Consider the following 14,525-nt stretch of genomic DNA (forward strand, 5'->3'; position numbering starts at 1 on the left):
CTCATGAACTGTAGGCGCTGTTCTCGTGGACGTACTCGGCGGTGAGGTCGTTGGTCCAGATGACCGCCGACGCGTCGCCCGAGCGCAGATCGACCGTGACGGTGATCCGGCGCGTTGACAGGTCGGCCTCCTCCCGGGGCTCTGCGGCCGCGCCGTTCCGGCAGACCCACACGCCGTTGATCGCCACGTCCAGCCGGTCGGGGTCGAAGACGGCGTCCGTCGTGCCGATCGCGGACAGCACCCGGCCCCAGTTGGGGTCCTCCCCGTGGAGCGCGCACTTGAGAAGGTTGTTCCTGGCCACCGAGCGGCCCACCGTCACGGCATCGGCCTCCGACGCCGCACCGACGACCGCCACCTCGATCTCCTTGGACGCCCCCTCGGCGTCCGACACCAACTGCCCTGCCAGGTCGAGGCAGACGGCGTGCACGGCCTCGGTGAACTCAGCGGCCTGAGGCACCACGCCCGAGGCGCCCGACGCGAGCAGCAGAACGGTGTCGTTGGTGGACATGCAACCGTCCGAGTCCACCCGGTCGAACGTGGTGGCCACGGCGGCGCGCAGGGCGGAGTCGAGCAGCGGCGCGCTCGCGTCGGCGTCCGTGGTGAGCACCACCAGCATGGTGGCGAGCCCGGGCGCGAGCATGCCCGCGCCCTTCGCCATGCCGCCCACCGTCCAGCCGGACCGGGACACCACTGCGGTCTTGCGCACCGAGTCCGTCGTCTTGATCGCCACGGCCGCGGCCTCGCCGCCGTCGGGCGACAGGGCCTCGGCGGCGGCATCGATGCCGGCCACGACCCGGTCCATGGGCAGCGGTACGCCGATGAGCCCGGTGGAGCACACCGCCACCTCGTCGGGGCCGGCTCCGACCGCGCGCGCCGCGCGCTGAGCCATCAGCCGTGCGTCGCCCTCGCCCGTCGGCCCCGTGCACGCGTTGGCGCCACCGGAGTTGAGGACCACGGCGGACAGCCGGCCGTCGGCGAGCGCCTGCCGCGACCAGCGCACCGGTGCCGCCTGTACGCGGTTGGAGGTGAAGACCCCGGCGGCGGCCTGTGACGGCCCCTGGTTCACCACCAGGGCGAGGTCCGGGCCGCCGGACTCCTTGATGCCGGCGCTCACCCCGCTCGCACGGAATCCCCGGGCAGAGGTCACGGTCACTGTGCCACTCCGTTCGCTTCTCCGCCCGCGCAGCTCAGAGGTGCGGGCTTCGTCGTCATTTGCGGGCCGGCGGCTGCGCGTACGTCGCTCACGGAGCCACTCCGTTCGTGGGCAGGCCAAGCCGTTCCGGCAGGCCGAGGGCGACGTTCATGCTCTGCACCGCGCCACCCGCGGTGCCCTTGGTGAGGTTGTCGACTGCGCTCACGCAGATCAGCCGGCGGGCGGCCGCATCGACGGCCACCTGCACTTGCACGGTGTTGGAGCCCAGCACCGCGCCCGTGGACGGCCACTGGCCGTCCGGCAACAGCCGGACGAACGGCTCGTCCGCGTACGCGGCCCCGAACACCTCCCGCACCTCGTCCGTGCGGCCGTCGAAGGCGACATGGGGGCGGAGCCGGGCCGAGCAGGTGGCGAGAATGCCGCGCGGCATGGGGGCAAGGGTCGGTGTGAAGGACACGGTCACCCGCTCGTTCGCCACCCGGGACAGGTTCTGCGCCACCTCCGGGGTGTGCCGGTGGCCGCCGCCCACCCCGTACGGGCTCATCGCGCCCATCACCTCGGAGCCGAGCAGCCGTGGCTTGAGGGCGCGACCCGCTCCCGAGGTGCCGCTCGACGCGACGATCACGGCCTCGGGTTCCACCAGCCGTTCCGCGTAGGCGGGGTAGAGGGCCAGGGTGATCGCCGTGGGGTAGCAGCCGGGTACGGCGATGCGCGTGGTGCCTCTCAGTTCGTCGCGGGCTCCGGGAAGTTCCGGCAGACCGTACGGCCAGGTCCCCGCGTGCTCGGTGCCGTAGAACCGCTGCCAGTCGGCCGGTTCACGGAGGCGGAAGTCCGCGCCGCAGTCCACGACCAGCGTGCCGGGCTCCAACTCCGCTGCCAGGGAGGCGGACCGGCCGTGGGGCAGCGCGAGGAACACCACGTCGTGCCCGCGCAGCGTGCTCGCCGACGTCTCCTCCAGCACCCGGTGGGCCAGGGCGGCCAGCTGGGGCTGCACCTCCCCGAGCGTCCGGCCCGCGCTGCTGTGCGCCGTCACGGCCCCGATCTCCACCCCGGGATGCGAGGTCAGCAGACGCAGGATCTCCCCGCCGGCGTAGCCACTGGCTCCGGCCACCGCGACCCGTACGGTCATGTTCTTCCGTTCTCCTGATTGAGTGGTGATGCCGTCAGGCGTCTCGTGGGACCCGGCCGAGCAGCAGGTCGCGCAGCAGGGCGTCGGTCGTGCAGACCACGCCGCTGCGTGCGGCCCAGCGCAGGGCCATGGAGTGTTCCTCGGCGGAGAAGTCGGCCACGGCGTCGGCGACGACGAAGGGCTGGATGTCGTTCATGAAGGCGTCCGCCGCGGTCAGCAGGACGCCGAGGTGCGCGTACACGCCGCAGACGACGATCTGGTCGCGGCCCTGGGAGCGCAGCAGCCGGCCGAGGTGGCTGCGGAGGAAGGCGTTGGGGCGCACATTGGGCAGCACGTGTTCGCCGGGGCGGGGCGTGAGCCTCTCGACGATCGCGGACTCCTCGGGTTCGTCACCGATGCCGGGACCCCAGACGTCGGCGACGAGGCCGCGCTGGCCGGGGAGTTGGGCGGCCGGCTCGGCGCTGAAGACGACCGGCATGCCGAGCGTTCCGGCGAGTTCGCGCAGCGCTGCGATGTTCTCGACGAGCTCCACGACCGGCGACCGCTGTGCCGGGAAGGCCCGTACGAAGTGGTTCTGCATGTCGAGGACAAGCAGCGCCGCGCGTTCGGGGTCGATGGACCAGGAGGCGCACGAACGGGGCAGGGCGGCGCGGTCGGGCATGGAGTAGGACGCGATGACCGGCAAACCCATGGCTCGCCCCTCCCCTGATGGTCCGGCCCGCGATCGGGCCTCGAATGTGACTTAGCTTAGCCTAACCTAAGCCCAAGTGGGATCGGCCTCTCAGGCCGCCCGCCAGTAGCCGAGAGCGTGCAACCGCTCTTTCGGCAGACTGAGTTGCCGCCGTGCGAAGGAGGCCAGGAAGCGGGTGGTCGTGGTGTCGCAGGCGATCCACAGATAGGAGTCGTCGTCCAGGAGGCCCGGCAGCGCCTGCCGCACCGTCTCCGCCAGGTGTGCGCCGTCGTCCCGCCGCGGCACGCGGATGACCTCGTGGTGCACGCCGCCCCCACGGGGGAGGTGGTCGTCGTCCAGCGGGTGGGTCGTCTCGAACCACACAGTGGCGGGCGTGAGCGGCATCGCTTCCAGCAGGGAGTCGATGGCGGGCCGGGAGGCCGGATCGCCGACCACGAGGAGGCGTGACGGCAGGGGGTCCGGCACGGTGAACTCCGAGCCCTGGACCGTCGCTTCGACCGTGTCGCCCGGGCGGGCGCTACGGGCCCAGTCGCTGGCGCACCCCGCGTGCAGGGCGAAGTCGATGCCGAACGTGCCGGCGGACGGGTCCGCGTCCACGAGGGTGTATCCACGCTGATGGGGCCGGCCGTCGTTGTCGAACCAGAGACGGACCCACATCGTCGGATGGGTGCCCGTCGCCCGGAGCATGCCTCCGTCGGTGAAGGAGACGCGGTGGAGGCGGTCGGAGACCCGTTCGCCGGCCCGCACGGTGAAGGTGAAGTCCTTGCCTCGCATGAGTCTGAGGACGGCGCCTTGCCAGCCGTGTCCCATGGCGCTGCTCCTGGGGCTCGTTGTGGGGTGGGTCGGGGTGATGGTGCGGTGCGGCTCGGCGGACGCGTCAGGGCCGGGGCCGGGAGGCGGGGTGATGCCGGTGCGCGCATTCCCGGGGTGCGGTGAGGAGTTGCCGGATCCGCTCGCCGGCCTCGGCGGCGTCGCGCGCGGGCGCCGGGAACAGGAGGCGTAGATCGCAATGGCCGGTGTCGTACTCGCAGCGCAGGGTGACGCTGTGGCGGTCCAGGGCGAAGGGCAGGACCCGGTTCATGCCGGCCGGCAGTCGGGGCCCGCGAGCCCCAGTAGCTCGTCCGTCAACTCCCCGTGGGCGTCGGTGAGATGGGTGAGCATCGCGGCCTCCTCGACGGCGAGCGGGTCGGGCTCGGCGAGGGTGAACTCGTCGAGCCCGACGTCCGCCGTGCCCGCCGGTGTCCGCAGGGTGACGCGTGCGATGTCGAGCCGCAGGCCGCCGTCGCCCGCCGGGGCGAGCCATCCGGAGACCGTCACTCTGGCCCGCACGCGGTCCCGGACGGCGGTGGGCGCGATGTCGGTGAACTCCAGCAGGGCGGCGAGGCTGCCGCGCGGCGCGCCGGCGGCCTGGCGCTCCAACGGGCTGCAGGTCCTGGGGTGGAGCGTGATCCGCCCCCTGGTGCTGACGGAATGCATGCCGATCAGGTCGTAGGACTGCCCGGCGGTGGTGAGGGACAGCGAGACCGCACGGGCCAGTACGCTGCGCACGCTCTCGGCGGCTGCGGCGGCGGTCGGTTCGGGCGGGGCGGTGTCGGCGTGGGTGCTCAACGGGCGACCTCCTTCCAGTTGAGGTAAGGCTAACCTTACTTTTCGTTGGAGGGGTGTCCGGGTCGAAGAGGGCGAACGTGATCCATGTCACGAGCGGCTCCCGTCCGGTCCAACGCACTGCGCCCCCACCGCGGTGGTGGAGGCGCGTGAGCGGGGCCGGGGAGCCGGGCGCGGCGCGCGGTTTCGTGAGCCGGTGTCACGTGAACCGACGTCACGCACCGCGCCCCTCAAGAACCCCCGGTGCTCACTGGTTGAAGGCGTGCAGGCACCACCAGGTGTCCGGGCCGACGATGCCGTCGACGTCGACGCCGCACCGGGACTGCGCGTCCCGCACGGCGATGTCGGTGATACGGCCGAAGATCCCGTCGATCTCCACGTTCTTGTAGCCCGCGCCGTGCTGGAGCAGGCACTGCGCGTGCCGGACGGCGGTGCCCGTGCTGCCCATGCTGATCTCCGGATGGCTGTGGGTCTCCGGACACGGGGCTCTGTCGGCCGTGCCCTGCTGCACGGGGGCGGCGCCGGCGGCCGGAGCCGCGGCTCCCAGACCGAAGAGCAGGACGGTGGCGGCTCCCAGAGCCGCCGACTTGAGCTTCATACGGTTCTCCTTGATCGAAGGTGTCGGAACAAGTCCCCGGTGCCCGACGGCTCCGCCGCGTCCGCGAGCCGGCCGCGCGCCCCGCCGTGCTCTCAGGCGGTGCGGTGAACGGCGACGGTGGCGGAGCGGGGCCTGCCGTCGGCCGGGCCGTTCGGCCAGGTGCTGACGGCACCGGGATCGCCCGCGTCCGGGGCGCCCCAGCGGGCCGTGCGCTCGCCGGGGTGCTGGATGTTGACGAACAGGGTCCGGCCGTCCGGCGTGGCGGTGACGCCGGTGACCTCGGCGCCACGAGGGGCGGTGAGGAAACGCCGGACCGCCCCCGTGGCGGTGTCGGCGGCCAGCAAAGCGTTGTTCCCGGCCTCCCGGTGTGCGGGGGAGGGCCCGTGCAGGTCGTCGCCACAGATGCCGGTGGAGATCCAGAGGGTTCCGTCCGCGCCGAACCACAGGCCCTTGGGCGCCGCGAACGCGCTGTCGGACGCCGGCAGCGGGTCACCGACGGTGAGGAACTCCTGCCAGCGGAAGGCATGTTCCCCCGTGCCCTGCTCCTCGTGGTTCTCCTGCCACCGGATGATCCGCCCGTACGGGTCGCCCTGCGGAGCGAAGCCGGCCGAGGACGGTACGCCGCCTCCGCCCGGGTGCGCGCACGGCGAGCCGCCGTTGCTGTTGGCGAGCGCCAGATACACGTCGCCGGCCGGTCCGACGGCGACCCGTTCCGGCCGCCCCAGCGGTGTCGCGCCGAGGGCGTCCGCGGCGAGCCTGGCCCGCAGGAGGACGTCGGCCTGGTCGCGCCAGCCCGCGGCACGGGTGAGCGGGCCCTGTCCGTGCCGCAGCGGCAGCCACTCGCCCGTGCCGTCCGGAGAGATCCGCGCCACGTACAGGGTGCCGTGGTCGAGCGGGCTTCGGCCCGCCGCCCGCAGCTCGCGCCAACCGCCGTCGCTCACGTACTTGTAGAGGTACTCGCCGTCCTCGGCGTCCGTGCTGTGCACCACCACACGCCCGGCGGCCTCGGTGACCGTGGCGCCGCCGTGCATGAAGCGCCCGAGGGCGGTGCGCTTGACCGGCACGGACGACGGGTCGCCGGGGTCGAACTCGACCACCCAGCCGAACTCCTTGGGCCGCGCCTCGGCGGAGGCCAGGTCGAACCGGGGGTCGGCACGGTGCCAGGAGTGGCCGAAGCCGGTGGCGGACAGCCCGTAGCGCACGTCCGCCTCGCTCCGCCGCCATCCGGGGTCGTCGGTGCCGAAGAAGGCGTTGAAGTTCTCCTCGGCGGCCAGATACGTGCCCCACGGGGTGACGCCGTGACCGCTGCACGCCAGCACACCGCGCGCCGTGCGGTCCACGGTCACGGGGCCGGAGAACCGCACCGGCGTGTCGCCCGTGATCCTCCGGTTGCGGGTCGAGTCCACGGCCTGCCAGCGTCCGCCGGTCTCCCTTACCGCCACCACGGAGATGCCCTGGGCGGCGAGTGCCTTGTCGTCCCCGCCGCCGAGCAGCGCGCGGTCGGCCGTCTCGTGGTTGATCACCAGCAGTCCCTGGCGGCTGCCTGCCGCGCCCTTCGCCGTGGGGAAGAACTGGAGGCCGTGGTGATGGCTGCCGATCTGCACGGTTTGCTCGGCCGCCGTGTTCCCGCCGCCCGCGCGCCACCGCGGCCCGGAGGCGCGCAGTGCCAGACCCCACGGGGCCAGGACGTCCGCCGTGAATCCGGCGGGGACGGTGACGGTGTCCGCCTCGCTCGCGGGAACCGCGGTGAAGTCCGACGGGCCGATGGGGCCGGCGCCGGACCGTCCGGGCGGCGCGGCGGCGGCCGCCGCGGCCTGCGGGATGCCCAGGCCCAGCAGCCCGGCGGCCGCCAGAGCGCCGCCGGTGAGAACACCACGGCGGTTCATGCCGGGCGGTGAAGGGCGCGTGGTGTCCGCGGTGCCCATGGTGTCCGTGGCGTTCGTCGCGGCGTTCGTCGTGGCGTCGTCGCGCATCAGAGCCTCCCCTGGTTGAGAGCGGTCTGCAGGGCCCTGACCGTGGCCGGTCCGAAGCTTCCGTCGAGGGTGAGACCGGCACCGGTCATGCTGTTCAGGTGCTGCTGCAGCGCCTTCACCGTGCCCGGACCGAAGTCGCCGTCCACGACGAGGCCCGCGTCGGCCCAGGTGTTCAGATGCCGTTGCAGGGCGCGTACGGACTCCGGTCCCCACACGCCGTCCGCGGTGGCGCCGACGGCCTGCTGGGTCGCGGCGACGGTCCTCGGACCGAACTCACCGTCCACGGTCAGCCGGGCACCGTCGTGGTAACGGCCGTACGCGGCCTCGGTGTCGGGACCCCACAGTCCGTCGGCGGTGACGCCGACCTTGGCCTGGAGCCATGTGACGCCGGCTTCGGTGTCGGGTCCGAAGATGCCGTCGACGACGAGCGCGGGGGAGTACCCGAGGCCGTTCACCGCGTTCTGCTGGTAGACGACCGAGCGGATCGTCGTGAGCCCGCCGTCGGAGTACGTCGCCTCTCCGCCGGTGTAGTCGTTGTACGCGGCCTCGGTGTCGGGGCCCCACAGCCCGTCCGCGGTGGTGCCGACCTTGGCCTGGAGCCATGTGACGCCGGCTTCGGTGTTGGGTCCGAAGATGCCGTCCACGTCGAGCGCCGGGGAGTACCCGAGGCCGTTCACGGCACGCTGCTGCGATGCGACCGACCTGATCGAGGTCAGCCCGTTCGTACTGGTGCCGGTGCCGATGTACGCCCGGTAGGCGGCCTCCGTCATGGGCCCCCAGATGCCGTCCACATCCGTGCCGACCTTGGCCTGGAGCCATCTGACGCCGGCTTCGGTGTTGGGTCCGAAGATGCCGTCGACGACGAGCGCCGGGGTGTATCCGAGGCCGTTCACGGCCTCCTGCTGGGACGAGACCGTCCGCATGGCGCCCGGTGTACCGGCTTCGCCGCCACCCACCACCTCGCTCAGCCCGTCCACGGGCATCCCCGAACGCACCCACGACCGCAGGTCGTCACCCGGGCACTGGGTGGAGTCCAGCGCGCTGTGGTACGTCGTCGAGAGGGTCCGGCCGACGACGTCGTTGGTCTTCTCGTAAAGGCTGCGGATGGCCCGCTTCGCCGCGGGCGTGGCGTCACCGTTGCGGCCGATGAAGCACACCGCGATGTGTGTTCTGTTGTGGCCGCGGGTGTGCGCGCCCTCGTTGTACCAGCCGCGCCCCTCGTAGAGCCGGCCGCCCTGGTCGACCAGGAAGTTGTAGCCGATGTCCCACCAGCCGTTCGAGTCCATGTGGTAGTTCTGGATCGCCCGTACGGTCTGGCTCGGCGGGCCCGCGGAGTAGTGCACCACGAATCCCGTGCGCTCCGACGTGGGTACCTTCGCCACGTCACGGGGCGGCCGTGCACCCCAGCCGGACCGGCTGATGATCCGCAGCCGGGGCGCGGGGACGGGCGGCTTGGTGCCCCCGCCGGTGCTCGGCGGCTCGGGGTCGAGGTATTCCCCCTGCTGCGCCAGCGGAGTCAGGTACGTGCCCGGGCACTCGGTGGGCCATCCGCCGGCGCTGTGCGGATATATGAGGCCTCCCGCCTTCTGGTGGTCCGGGAGTTCGTGACGCAGATGCCAGACGAGATTCCGCATCGACTCCAGCATCGCGGACGTGGGCCTGTCGTCCTCGGCCAGCATCCCCTGGATCGAATAGAACGCGGTGTTCCTGCCGAGACTGCGGGTGCGGTCCACGTCGATGTAGGCGCCTCCGTTCGCCTCACCGCGCTCGTACCCCCGGCCCTCGTAGATCGTGCCGTGCGGGCAGACCAGGAAGTTGTACTCGATGTCCCCGGCCTCCTCCCAGTGCGACGGGAACATCCCGGCGATCTTCTTGCGGCAGTCGGTCTCGGAGTCGGGGGAGAAGGAGAAGAAGCTCCCCATGTAGTGAATGAAGACGCCGCCTCTCCAGGGCTCCCAGGCGCGGCTGGACTCGCGTGGCGGCTTGCTGTAGTAGTCGACGAACCACTGGTTGTCGCGACCCTCTTTCCTCAGGGTCAACAGGCCCATGATGATGTGCTGGGCCCAGGTGGACCGCTTCTCTATGGTGACGGATGCCATGTGGGGAGATCACAGCCTCTCTGGTGTGGTCGAGGTGCTCACCGGATGCCGCGGGCGGGCTCGTGCCCGTGAGGGACGCACCGTGACGGGGTGGACGCCCACCAGTGATTCGGTTGCCGCGCAAGCCGGTTGACCGGGGCGGGGGTGTCATCGTTGCCCGGGGCCGCCGAGCCCGTCCATACTGTTGCGGCTCAGTGCAAAGGACCAGCTCAGCGGGGGGAAACGATGCTGCGCATCCACTTCACCGAGGTCGATCTGGCGAGAACGACGCTGGCCGAGGCGCCGGACCCGCTCTGGGAACTGGCCGCGAGTCTGCACCGGTTGCAGTCGTCACGAGGGCGCTGGGCCTTCGCCCGGTGGCACGACTCGGCTCGCCGCGAACTGCGGGAGAAGGGTGTGGAGCGGGCCATCCGCACCGAGTTGCTGCCCCTGTACTCGAAAGGGGTCTATTTTCCCGACTTCCTGACGCCGATTCAGGCGGCGGAAGGTCTGGAGAGCGGGCTCGCGGCGATTCTCGACACCCGTCCCGAGCGGGTCGCGGCGGAGATCGGCCGGCTTTCGCGCAGCACCGCGACCCCACGGTGGGCGACGGAGATTCCCGGCGCCCGGGGGCGGCAGGACCTCGTGCGGATGCTGCGGACCTACCACGAGGCGGTCATCGCACCGCACTCGGAGCACATGGAGGCCCGGATCGAGGCCGAGCGCACAACGCGCTTCCGCGCTCTGATGACGGGTGGTGTGGAGGGAATGCTGGCCGGCTTCGGCCCCATGATGCGCTGGGAGAGCCCCGTCCTGTACGTCAAGTATCCGGCGGAGGACCGGGACCTGTACCTGAACGGCCGCGGTCTGCGGCTCGTTCCGTCCTACTTCTCCTGGGGCGCTCCCGTGAGCTTCGCCGACCCGGAGCTGCAACCGGTCCTGTGCTACCCGGTCTTCCAGGAGCCGCCCGTTTCGGCCCCCGACGCCGAGGACGCGTCGCCGGGCAAGGCCCTCACCGCCCTCCTCGGACAGGCCAGGGCCGCGGTCCTGCGGACCGCGGCGAGCGGCGCCACCACGGGCGAGATGGCCCGCGCCGTCGGCGTCTCCGCGTCGTCCGCCAGCAGGCACGCGGGCGTGCTGCGCGACGCCGGTCTGATCACCAGCAGCCGGAACGGCGCGAGCGTGCTGCATACGCTGACGCCGGTGGGAGCCTCGGTCCTGCGGGCCGCCCTGCGCCACGCCCGGGAGGCGGCCGCCCCTCGACGGGCGTGAACAGGTCCCTGCCGGGGAGCCGGTGCACGCTCGGGGCCGGTGCACCGGGCCGTGCCACCGACGGGCGTCGGCGCCGAGGCGCTCGGCATGCCGCCGGCGTCCCGCCGGGCCCCGACCCCACGCCTCAGCTGCGCTTGGTCTGCCGCACGGCGCACGTGTCGGTGCCGGCGGAGCACCAGTGCGTCCCGCCGCCCACCAGGTGGAGTTCGAGATCGGCGTCGCCCACGCCGTCGGCGTCGAGCGCGGCGCGCAGGCGGTGGGGGCGCCGTGCCGCGCGCGCCCGGCGAGGCCGCGGAACCGGCCGGTGCCGAGCACGGCCGGTCCGTGCGGCGGCGGCACCGCCGGATGCTGCTGCGCGGCCTGGGGCCCGGCTCACCGCACGCGCCCGTCGCGTTGCGCACCCTCGTCGGCTGCGCGCTCGCCGGCTGCGCCGCCGTGGCCCTGGGCGTCGACCGGCCGTACTGGGCCGTCGTCACCGCGGCGTCCGTCCTCCAGATCAACGTCGTCCTCAGTCGGCACCGGACCCTCCAGCGCACCCTGGGCAAACCTGCTCGGCGTCCTGGCCTTCGCCGCCGTCTTCCCACTGGTCAGGACCGGGCCCGTCGCCCTGGTGCTGTGCCTGATGTTCTTCAGCTTCGCGGCCGAAGCCCTGATCACCCGTAACTACTGGCTCGGCTCGGTCGCCGTCACTCCCCTGGCACTGCTTCTCGTCGAGTCGAGCGGCACGCACCCCCCGGGCACCCTCATCGGCGACCGCGTGCTCGACACCCTGACCGGAGCGGCTGCCGGACTGCTCGCCGCGACGGCCGTGACCGCCGGGCGGCGCGCCGCGCGGAGCAGGCGCTCGTCGCCGCCGAGCAGGCCCGCGCCGACGCCGAACGCATCCTCGCCGGCCCCGCGGCCGCGCCGGCCGACGTCGACCGCGCGGGCCGCCGACTGGCCGCCGCCCTGGTCGAGGTGCGCGAGGCGCAGGACGCCGCGGCCGGCGAACGGCGGCGGCCCGGCCTCCCGGAGGAGCGGGTGCTCGCGGCCGAGCGGACGGCACACCGTACGCTCGCAGCGACAACAGGCCGGCGCGGGCTGCCCGGACCGGGCCAGCCCCCCGCCCTGGAGAAGGGAGCGGTGTGACGGACGACATCGTCGCCTCGGTGGTACGGCAGTGGCAGGCGGTCGATCCCGCGCTGGACACCGCGCCGATGGAACTCATCGGCCGCATCAACCGCTGTTCCGCACTGCTCCAGCAGGCGGACGACGCCCCGCTGCGCTCGGCGGGACTGACCCGGGCCGAGTTCGACCTGCTCGGTGCCGTCCGCCGCACCGCCCGCGAGCTCACTCCCGGCGAGCTCTCCCGTGAGACGTTCTCCTCCGGGGCGGCCGTCACCAAACGCCTGCGCGCCCTCCAGGAGCGGGGGCTCGTCGACCGGCGCGGCGACGACCGCGACCGCCGCGTCGCCCACGTCCGGCTCACCGACGACGGCCGGGAACTCGTCGACCGGCTGCTGCCCGAGCAGCTCGCCTACGAGAGGGCCGTCCTGTCCGGACTCGGCGAGGAGAGCCGCAGCCGCCTGTGCGCCGACCTCGGTGAGCTGCTGGTGCAGCTCGAAGGCCGCCTCGGCGCCGCCCGGCGCTGACCCGGCCGGGCGCCCCGGCCCGGCTGACCCGGCCCCGGGCTGACCGGGCGCTGACGCGGCCCGGCGTCGCGCGAAGGGGCCGTCCGGCCCCGGTGTCCTTACCCTGAAAGGGTGAACGTCGCGCGCCGGGCCGCCGCGCCCGTCCTGGCCCTCGGTCTCACACTCGGCGCCGTGCCCGCACAGGGCGCCGTGCCCGTCCGGGACGCCACGGGTGACGTCCCGCGGCTGTCGGCCACCGTCAGCGACGTGCCCCCGTCCAAACTCGGCCGGAGCTACGAACCGGGCTGCCCCGTGCCGCCGTCCCGGCTGCGGCTGATCGCCATGAACCACTGGGGTTTCGACGGCCGAGTCCACCGCGGAGAGCTGATCGTCCATCAGGACCAGGTCCGGCCCCTGCTGCACGTCTTCAAGAAGGTCTTCGACGAACGCTTCCCCATCCACCGCATGCGGGTCATGGCCGAGTACGACGGCGACGACGCCAGGGCCATGGCGGCCGACAACACCTCCGCGTTCAACTGCCGCCGGGTGACGGGCGACGCCCGCCATCTGTCGCGTCACTCCTACGGGGACGCCGTCGACATCAACCCCGCGGAGAACCCGTACGTCGACCGTTCGGGAGAGGTGCACCCGCCGGGCGCCGAGGACCGCCTCGACCGCCGCCGGCCCGCCCAGGGCATGATCACTCCGGGCGACGCCGTCACCACGGCGATGGAGGAGGCCGGCTGGGAGTGGGGCGGCCGCTGGTCGCCCCCGGACTACCAGCACTTCTCCGCCGACGGGACCTGACCGCGGCTCGGCCTCTGCCCGGTGGATTCCGCTACGCCAGCGGGTCGGTGACCTTCGCGGGCGACAGCAGGTCGAGCGAGAGGTCCCAGAGACGGCCGGCGAGGTCGGCCCGCCGCGCGGTGCGGCTCGGCGTCTCGCGGACGGCGCTGCCCGACACCAGCCGCCGGGGCCCGTACAGGGCGCCGCTGACGGCGGCCGGGTCGGTGGCGGCGCGCAGCGTGGGCCATGCGCCGGCGGCGGCGGGCTGAGCGGCGATCCTGTCGGCGACCGAGAGGAGACGCGCCTGGAACCCGGCGTCCTTGCCGAGCTCCGTGGCGGCGTAGCCGGGGTGGGCGGCGAGGGACAGCGCGCCACGGCCCTCGTTGCGCCGGGCCAATTCGGCGGCGAAGAGCATGTTCGCCAGCTTGGACTGGAAGTAGGCCGTCCAGCGGTTGTAGCGGCCACTTCGGAAGTTCGGGTCGTGCAGCCGGATACGGCCCGGACGGTGGCCCATGCTGGTGAGGGTGACCACCCGGGCGCCCGGTGTGGCGTTCAGCCGGGGCAGCAGACGGAGCGTCAGAGCCATGTGGCCGAGGTGGTTGACCCCGAACTGGGTCTCGAAGCCGTCCACGGTGCGGGACCGGGGGACCGCCATCAGCCCCGCGTTGTTGATCAGAAGGCCTATCCGGCCGTCCGGCAGCCCGTCGGCGAAATCGGCGATCGACGCCTGGTCCGCGAGGTCCAGGGACGCCGTGCGCAGCCGGTGCGGGTCGATGCCGCGGCCGACGAGCGAGCGGCGGGCAGCAGCGGCCTTTTCCTGGTTGCGGCAGGCCATCACCACGGTGGCTCCGCGCTGCGCCAGCACCCGGGTGGTGTCGAGACCCAGCCCGGTGTTGGCCCCGGTCACCACGGCGACGGTGTCCTCGGCGACGTGGGGCACCTGTTCTTCGGTCCATCCGGTCATGACCGTCTCCCTAACCTGAACATCGGTTCACCATTTATAGTGAACGCAAGTTCACCTTCGGTCAAGCGGAGACGGGGAGAGAGCCATGGTCCGGGCCGACTCGGCGCGCAATCGGCAGAGCATCCTCGAGGCCGCGGGCGCACTGCTCGCCTCGCACGGCGAGGCCGTCGGGATGGACGAGATCGCGGCGACGGCGGGAGTGGCCGTCGGGACGCTGTATCGCCACTTCCCCACGAAGTCCGACCTGATCGCCGCCGCGCTGGACGAACTGACCGAGCGGCTCGTCGCCGACGTCCGGGCCGCGGCCGACCGGGTCGACGGCGGCGCCGACCCGATCGCCGAACTCCGCGGCCTCCTCGAGTGGCTCATCGACAAACCGGCCGCCGACAAGGCAGTCAAGGCGGCGGCCGTCGGCCTGGCGGCCGACGCCCTTCAGGAGATGGAGAGCCGCGGCTTCGCCGAGCTGGACCGCATCACCGTCGTCGCCCACGCCCGCGGGCTCCTGCGTCCCGACATCACCACGGCGGACTTCGCCCTCATCGCCGCGACCGCGCCGGACGACTCGCTGCCGGAAGCGGCCCGAGACCGCTGGATCGAACTGGCACTGCGTTCCGTCGTGGCCTGACGCGGCCCGGCTGCCGCCGGGCTCATGCCCCTCGCCGTGGA

Annotated in this window: 15 protein-coding genes and 1 pseudogene; 6 read left to right on the forward strand and 10 right to left on the reverse strand. The window is 72.9% G+C overall.

Annotated features, from left to right (window positions below; genetic code table 11):
- Position 1: 1 nt before the first annotated feature.
- The 9 genes from argJ to OGH68_RS30930 all read right to left on the reverse strand — a co-directional run bounded on the left by argJ (position 2) and on the right by OGH68_RS30930 (position 9,248).
- Positions 2 to 1,153 carry a bifunctional glutamate N-acetyltransferase/amino-acid acetyltransferase ArgJ gene (gene argJ / locus OGH68_RS30890; RefSeq protein WP_264248617.1) on the reverse strand — a complete coding sequence of 384 codons (1,152 nt, stop codon included), beginning with the start codon at positions 1,151 to 1,153 and terminating at the stop codon, positions 2 to 4.
- 88 nt (positions 1,154 to 1,241) lie between these two features.
- The gene (gene argC / locus OGH68_RS30895; RefSeq protein WP_264248618.1) at positions 1,242 to 2,282 is read right to left on the reverse strand and encodes an N-acetyl-gamma-glutamyl-phosphate reductase; all 1,041 of its coding nucleotides are present in this window, start codon (positions 2,280 to 2,282) and stop codon (positions 1,242 to 1,244) included.
- A 34-nt stretch (positions 2,283 to 2,316) separates the two neighbouring features.
- Positions 2,317 to 2,973, reverse strand: coding sequence for an isochorismatase family protein (locus OGH68_RS30900; RefSeq protein ID WP_264248621.1), 657 nt, complete (start codon positions 2,971 to 2,973; stop codon positions 2,317 to 2,319).
- A gap of 90 nt (positions 2,974 to 3,063) precedes the next feature.
- Positions 3,064 to 3,783, reverse strand: a complete 720-nt coding sequence (locus OGH68_RS30905) for a siderophore-interacting protein (protein ID WP_264248622.1) — start codon at positions 3,781 to 3,783, stop codon at positions 3,064 to 3,066.
- 67 nt (positions 3,784 to 3,850) lie between these two features.
- Positions 3,851 to 4,054, reverse strand: a complete 204-nt coding sequence (locus OGH68_RS30910; protein WP_264248624.1) for a hypothetical protein — start codon at positions 4,052 to 4,054, stop codon at positions 3,851 to 3,853.
- Complete coding sequence (locus OGH68_RS30915; protein ID WP_264248626.1) at positions 4,051 to 4,581, reverse strand: DUF2470 domain-containing protein; 531 nt, start codon at positions 4,579 to 4,581, stop codon at positions 4,051 to 4,053. The genes OGH68_RS30910 and OGH68_RS30915 overlap by 4 nt, the downstream gene beginning before the upstream one ends.
- 244 nt (positions 4,582 to 4,825) lie before the next feature.
- Positions 4,826 to 5,176: a peptidoglycan-binding domain-containing protein gene (locus OGH68_RS30920; protein WP_264248628.1), complete on the reverse strand. Its 351-nt coding sequence runs from the start codon at positions 5,174 to 5,176 to the stop codon at positions 4,826 to 4,828.
- A gap of 92 nt (positions 5,177 to 5,268) precedes the next feature.
- On the reverse strand, positions 5,269 to 7,149 hold the full coding sequence (locus OGH68_RS30925) for a PhoX family protein (RefSeq protein ID WP_264248631.1): 1,881 nt from the start codon (positions 7,147 to 7,149) through the stop codon (positions 5,269 to 5,271).
- Positions 7,149 to 9,248 (reverse strand): peptidoglycan-binding protein, encoded by a 2,100-nt coding sequence (locus tag OGH68_RS30930; RefSeq protein WP_264248632.1) that lies wholly within the window; start codon positions 9,246 to 9,248, stop codon positions 7,149 to 7,151. Before OGH68_RS30930 ends, OGH68_RS30925 begins: the two co-directional genes overlap by 1 nt.
- A 225-nt stretch (positions 9,249 to 9,473) precedes the next feature.
- Here OGH68_RS30930 and OGH68_RS30935 point away from each other — a divergent pair, with 225 nt between their 5' ends.
- From OGH68_RS30935 to OGH68_RS30950, 5 genes and pseudogenes are all read left to right on the forward strand, one after another.
- Positions 9,474 to 10,499 carry an ArsR/SmtB family transcription factor gene (locus OGH68_RS30935; RefSeq protein WP_264248634.1) on the forward strand — a complete coding sequence of 342 codons (1,026 nt, stop codon included), beginning with the start codon at positions 9,474 to 9,476 and terminating at the stop codon, positions 10,497 to 10,499.
- Between the two features lie 345 nt (positions 10,500 to 10,844).
- Entirely contained in the window at positions 10,845 to 11,162 is a 318-nt protein-coding gene (locus OGH68_RS36515) for an FUSC family protein (RefSeq protein ID WP_413471138.1), read from the forward strand.
- Positions 11,104 to 11,235, forward strand: a pseudogene (locus OGH68_RS36520) (FUSC family protein); the annotation flags it as partial. The gene OGH68_RS36515 and the pseudogene OGH68_RS36520, both read left to right, overlap by 59 nt.
- 388 nt (positions 11,236 to 11,623) lie before the next feature.
- Positions 11,624 to 12,130: a MarR family winged helix-turn-helix transcriptional regulator gene (locus tag OGH68_RS30945; RefSeq protein ID WP_264248635.1), complete on the forward strand. Its 507-nt coding sequence runs from the start codon at positions 11,624 to 11,626 to the stop codon at positions 12,128 to 12,130.
- A 111-nt stretch (positions 12,131 to 12,241) separates the two neighbouring features.
- A complete protein-coding gene (locus OGH68_RS30950) occupies positions 12,242 to 12,916 on the forward strand; it encodes a M15 family metallopeptidase (RefSeq protein WP_264248637.1) in 675 nt (224 codons plus the stop codon).
- Positions 12,917 to 12,947: 31 nt separating this feature from the next.
- Here OGH68_RS30950 and OGH68_RS30955 read toward each other — a convergent pair whose 3' ends face one another.
- Complete coding sequence (locus OGH68_RS30955; protein WP_264248639.1) at positions 12,948 to 13,859, reverse strand: SDR family NAD(P)-dependent oxidoreductase; 912 nt, start codon at positions 13,857 to 13,859, stop codon at positions 12,948 to 12,950.
- Positions 13,860 to 13,944: 85 nt separating this feature from the next.
- Here OGH68_RS30955 and OGH68_RS30960 point away from each other — a divergent pair, with 85 nt between their 5' ends.
- Positions 13,945 to 14,484, forward strand: a complete 540-nt coding sequence (locus OGH68_RS30960; protein ID WP_264248642.1) for a TetR/AcrR family transcriptional regulator — start codon at positions 13,945 to 13,947, stop codon at positions 14,482 to 14,484.
- Positions 14,485 to 14,525: the final 41 nt, after the last annotated feature.

Origin of the sequence: Streptomyces peucetius, assembly GCF_025854275.1 — a bacterium.
Lineage (GTDB): Bacteria > Actinomycetota > Actinomycetes > Streptomycetales > Streptomycetaceae > Streptomyces > Streptomyces peucetius_A.

Bases quoted from the DNA above. Each gene is read 5' to 3' on its own strand.
- argC (WP_264248618.1), bottom strand. From the start codon at position 2,282: ATGACCGTACGGGTCGCGGTGGCCGGAGCCAGTGGCTACGCCGGCGGG.
- OGH68_RS30900 (WP_264248621.1), bottom strand. From the start codon at position 2,973: ATGGGTTTGCCGGTCATCGCGTCCTACTCCATGCCCGACCGCGCCGCC.
- OGH68_RS30905 (WP_264248622.1), bottom strand. From the start codon at position 3,783: ATGGGACACGGCTGGCAAGGCGCCGTCCTCAGACTCATGCGAGGCAAG.
- OGH68_RS30910 (WP_264248624.1), bottom strand. From the start codon at position 4,054: ATGAACCGGGTCCTGCCCTTCGCCCTGGACCGCCACAGCGTCACCCTG.
- OGH68_RS30920 (WP_264248628.1), bottom strand. From the start codon at position 5,176: ATGAAGCTCAAGTCGGCGGCTCTGGGAGCCGCCACCGTCCTGCTCTTC.
- OGH68_RS30925 (WP_264248631.1), bottom strand. From the start codon at position 7,149: ATGCGCGACGACGCCACGACGAACGCCGCGACGAACGCCACGGACACC.
- OGH68_RS30930 (WP_264248632.1), bottom strand. From the start codon at position 9,248: ATGGCATCCGTCACCATAGAGAAGCGGTCCACCTGGGCCCAGCACATC.
- OGH68_RS30935 (WP_264248634.1), top strand. From the start codon at position 9,474: ATGCTGCGCATCCACTTCACCGAGGTCGATCTGGCGAGAACGACGCTG.
- OGH68_RS36515 (WP_413471138.1), top strand. From the start codon at position 10,845: ATGCTGCTGCGCGGCCTGGGGCCCGGCTCACCGCACGCGCCCGTCGCG.
- OGH68_RS30955 (WP_264248639.1), bottom strand. From the start codon at position 13,859: ATGACCGGATGGACCGAAGAACAGGTGCCCCACGTCGCCGAGGACACC.
- OGH68_RS30960 (WP_264248642.1), top strand. From the start codon at position 13,945: ATGGTCCGGGCCGACTCGGCGCGCAATCGGCAGAGCATCCTCGAGGCC.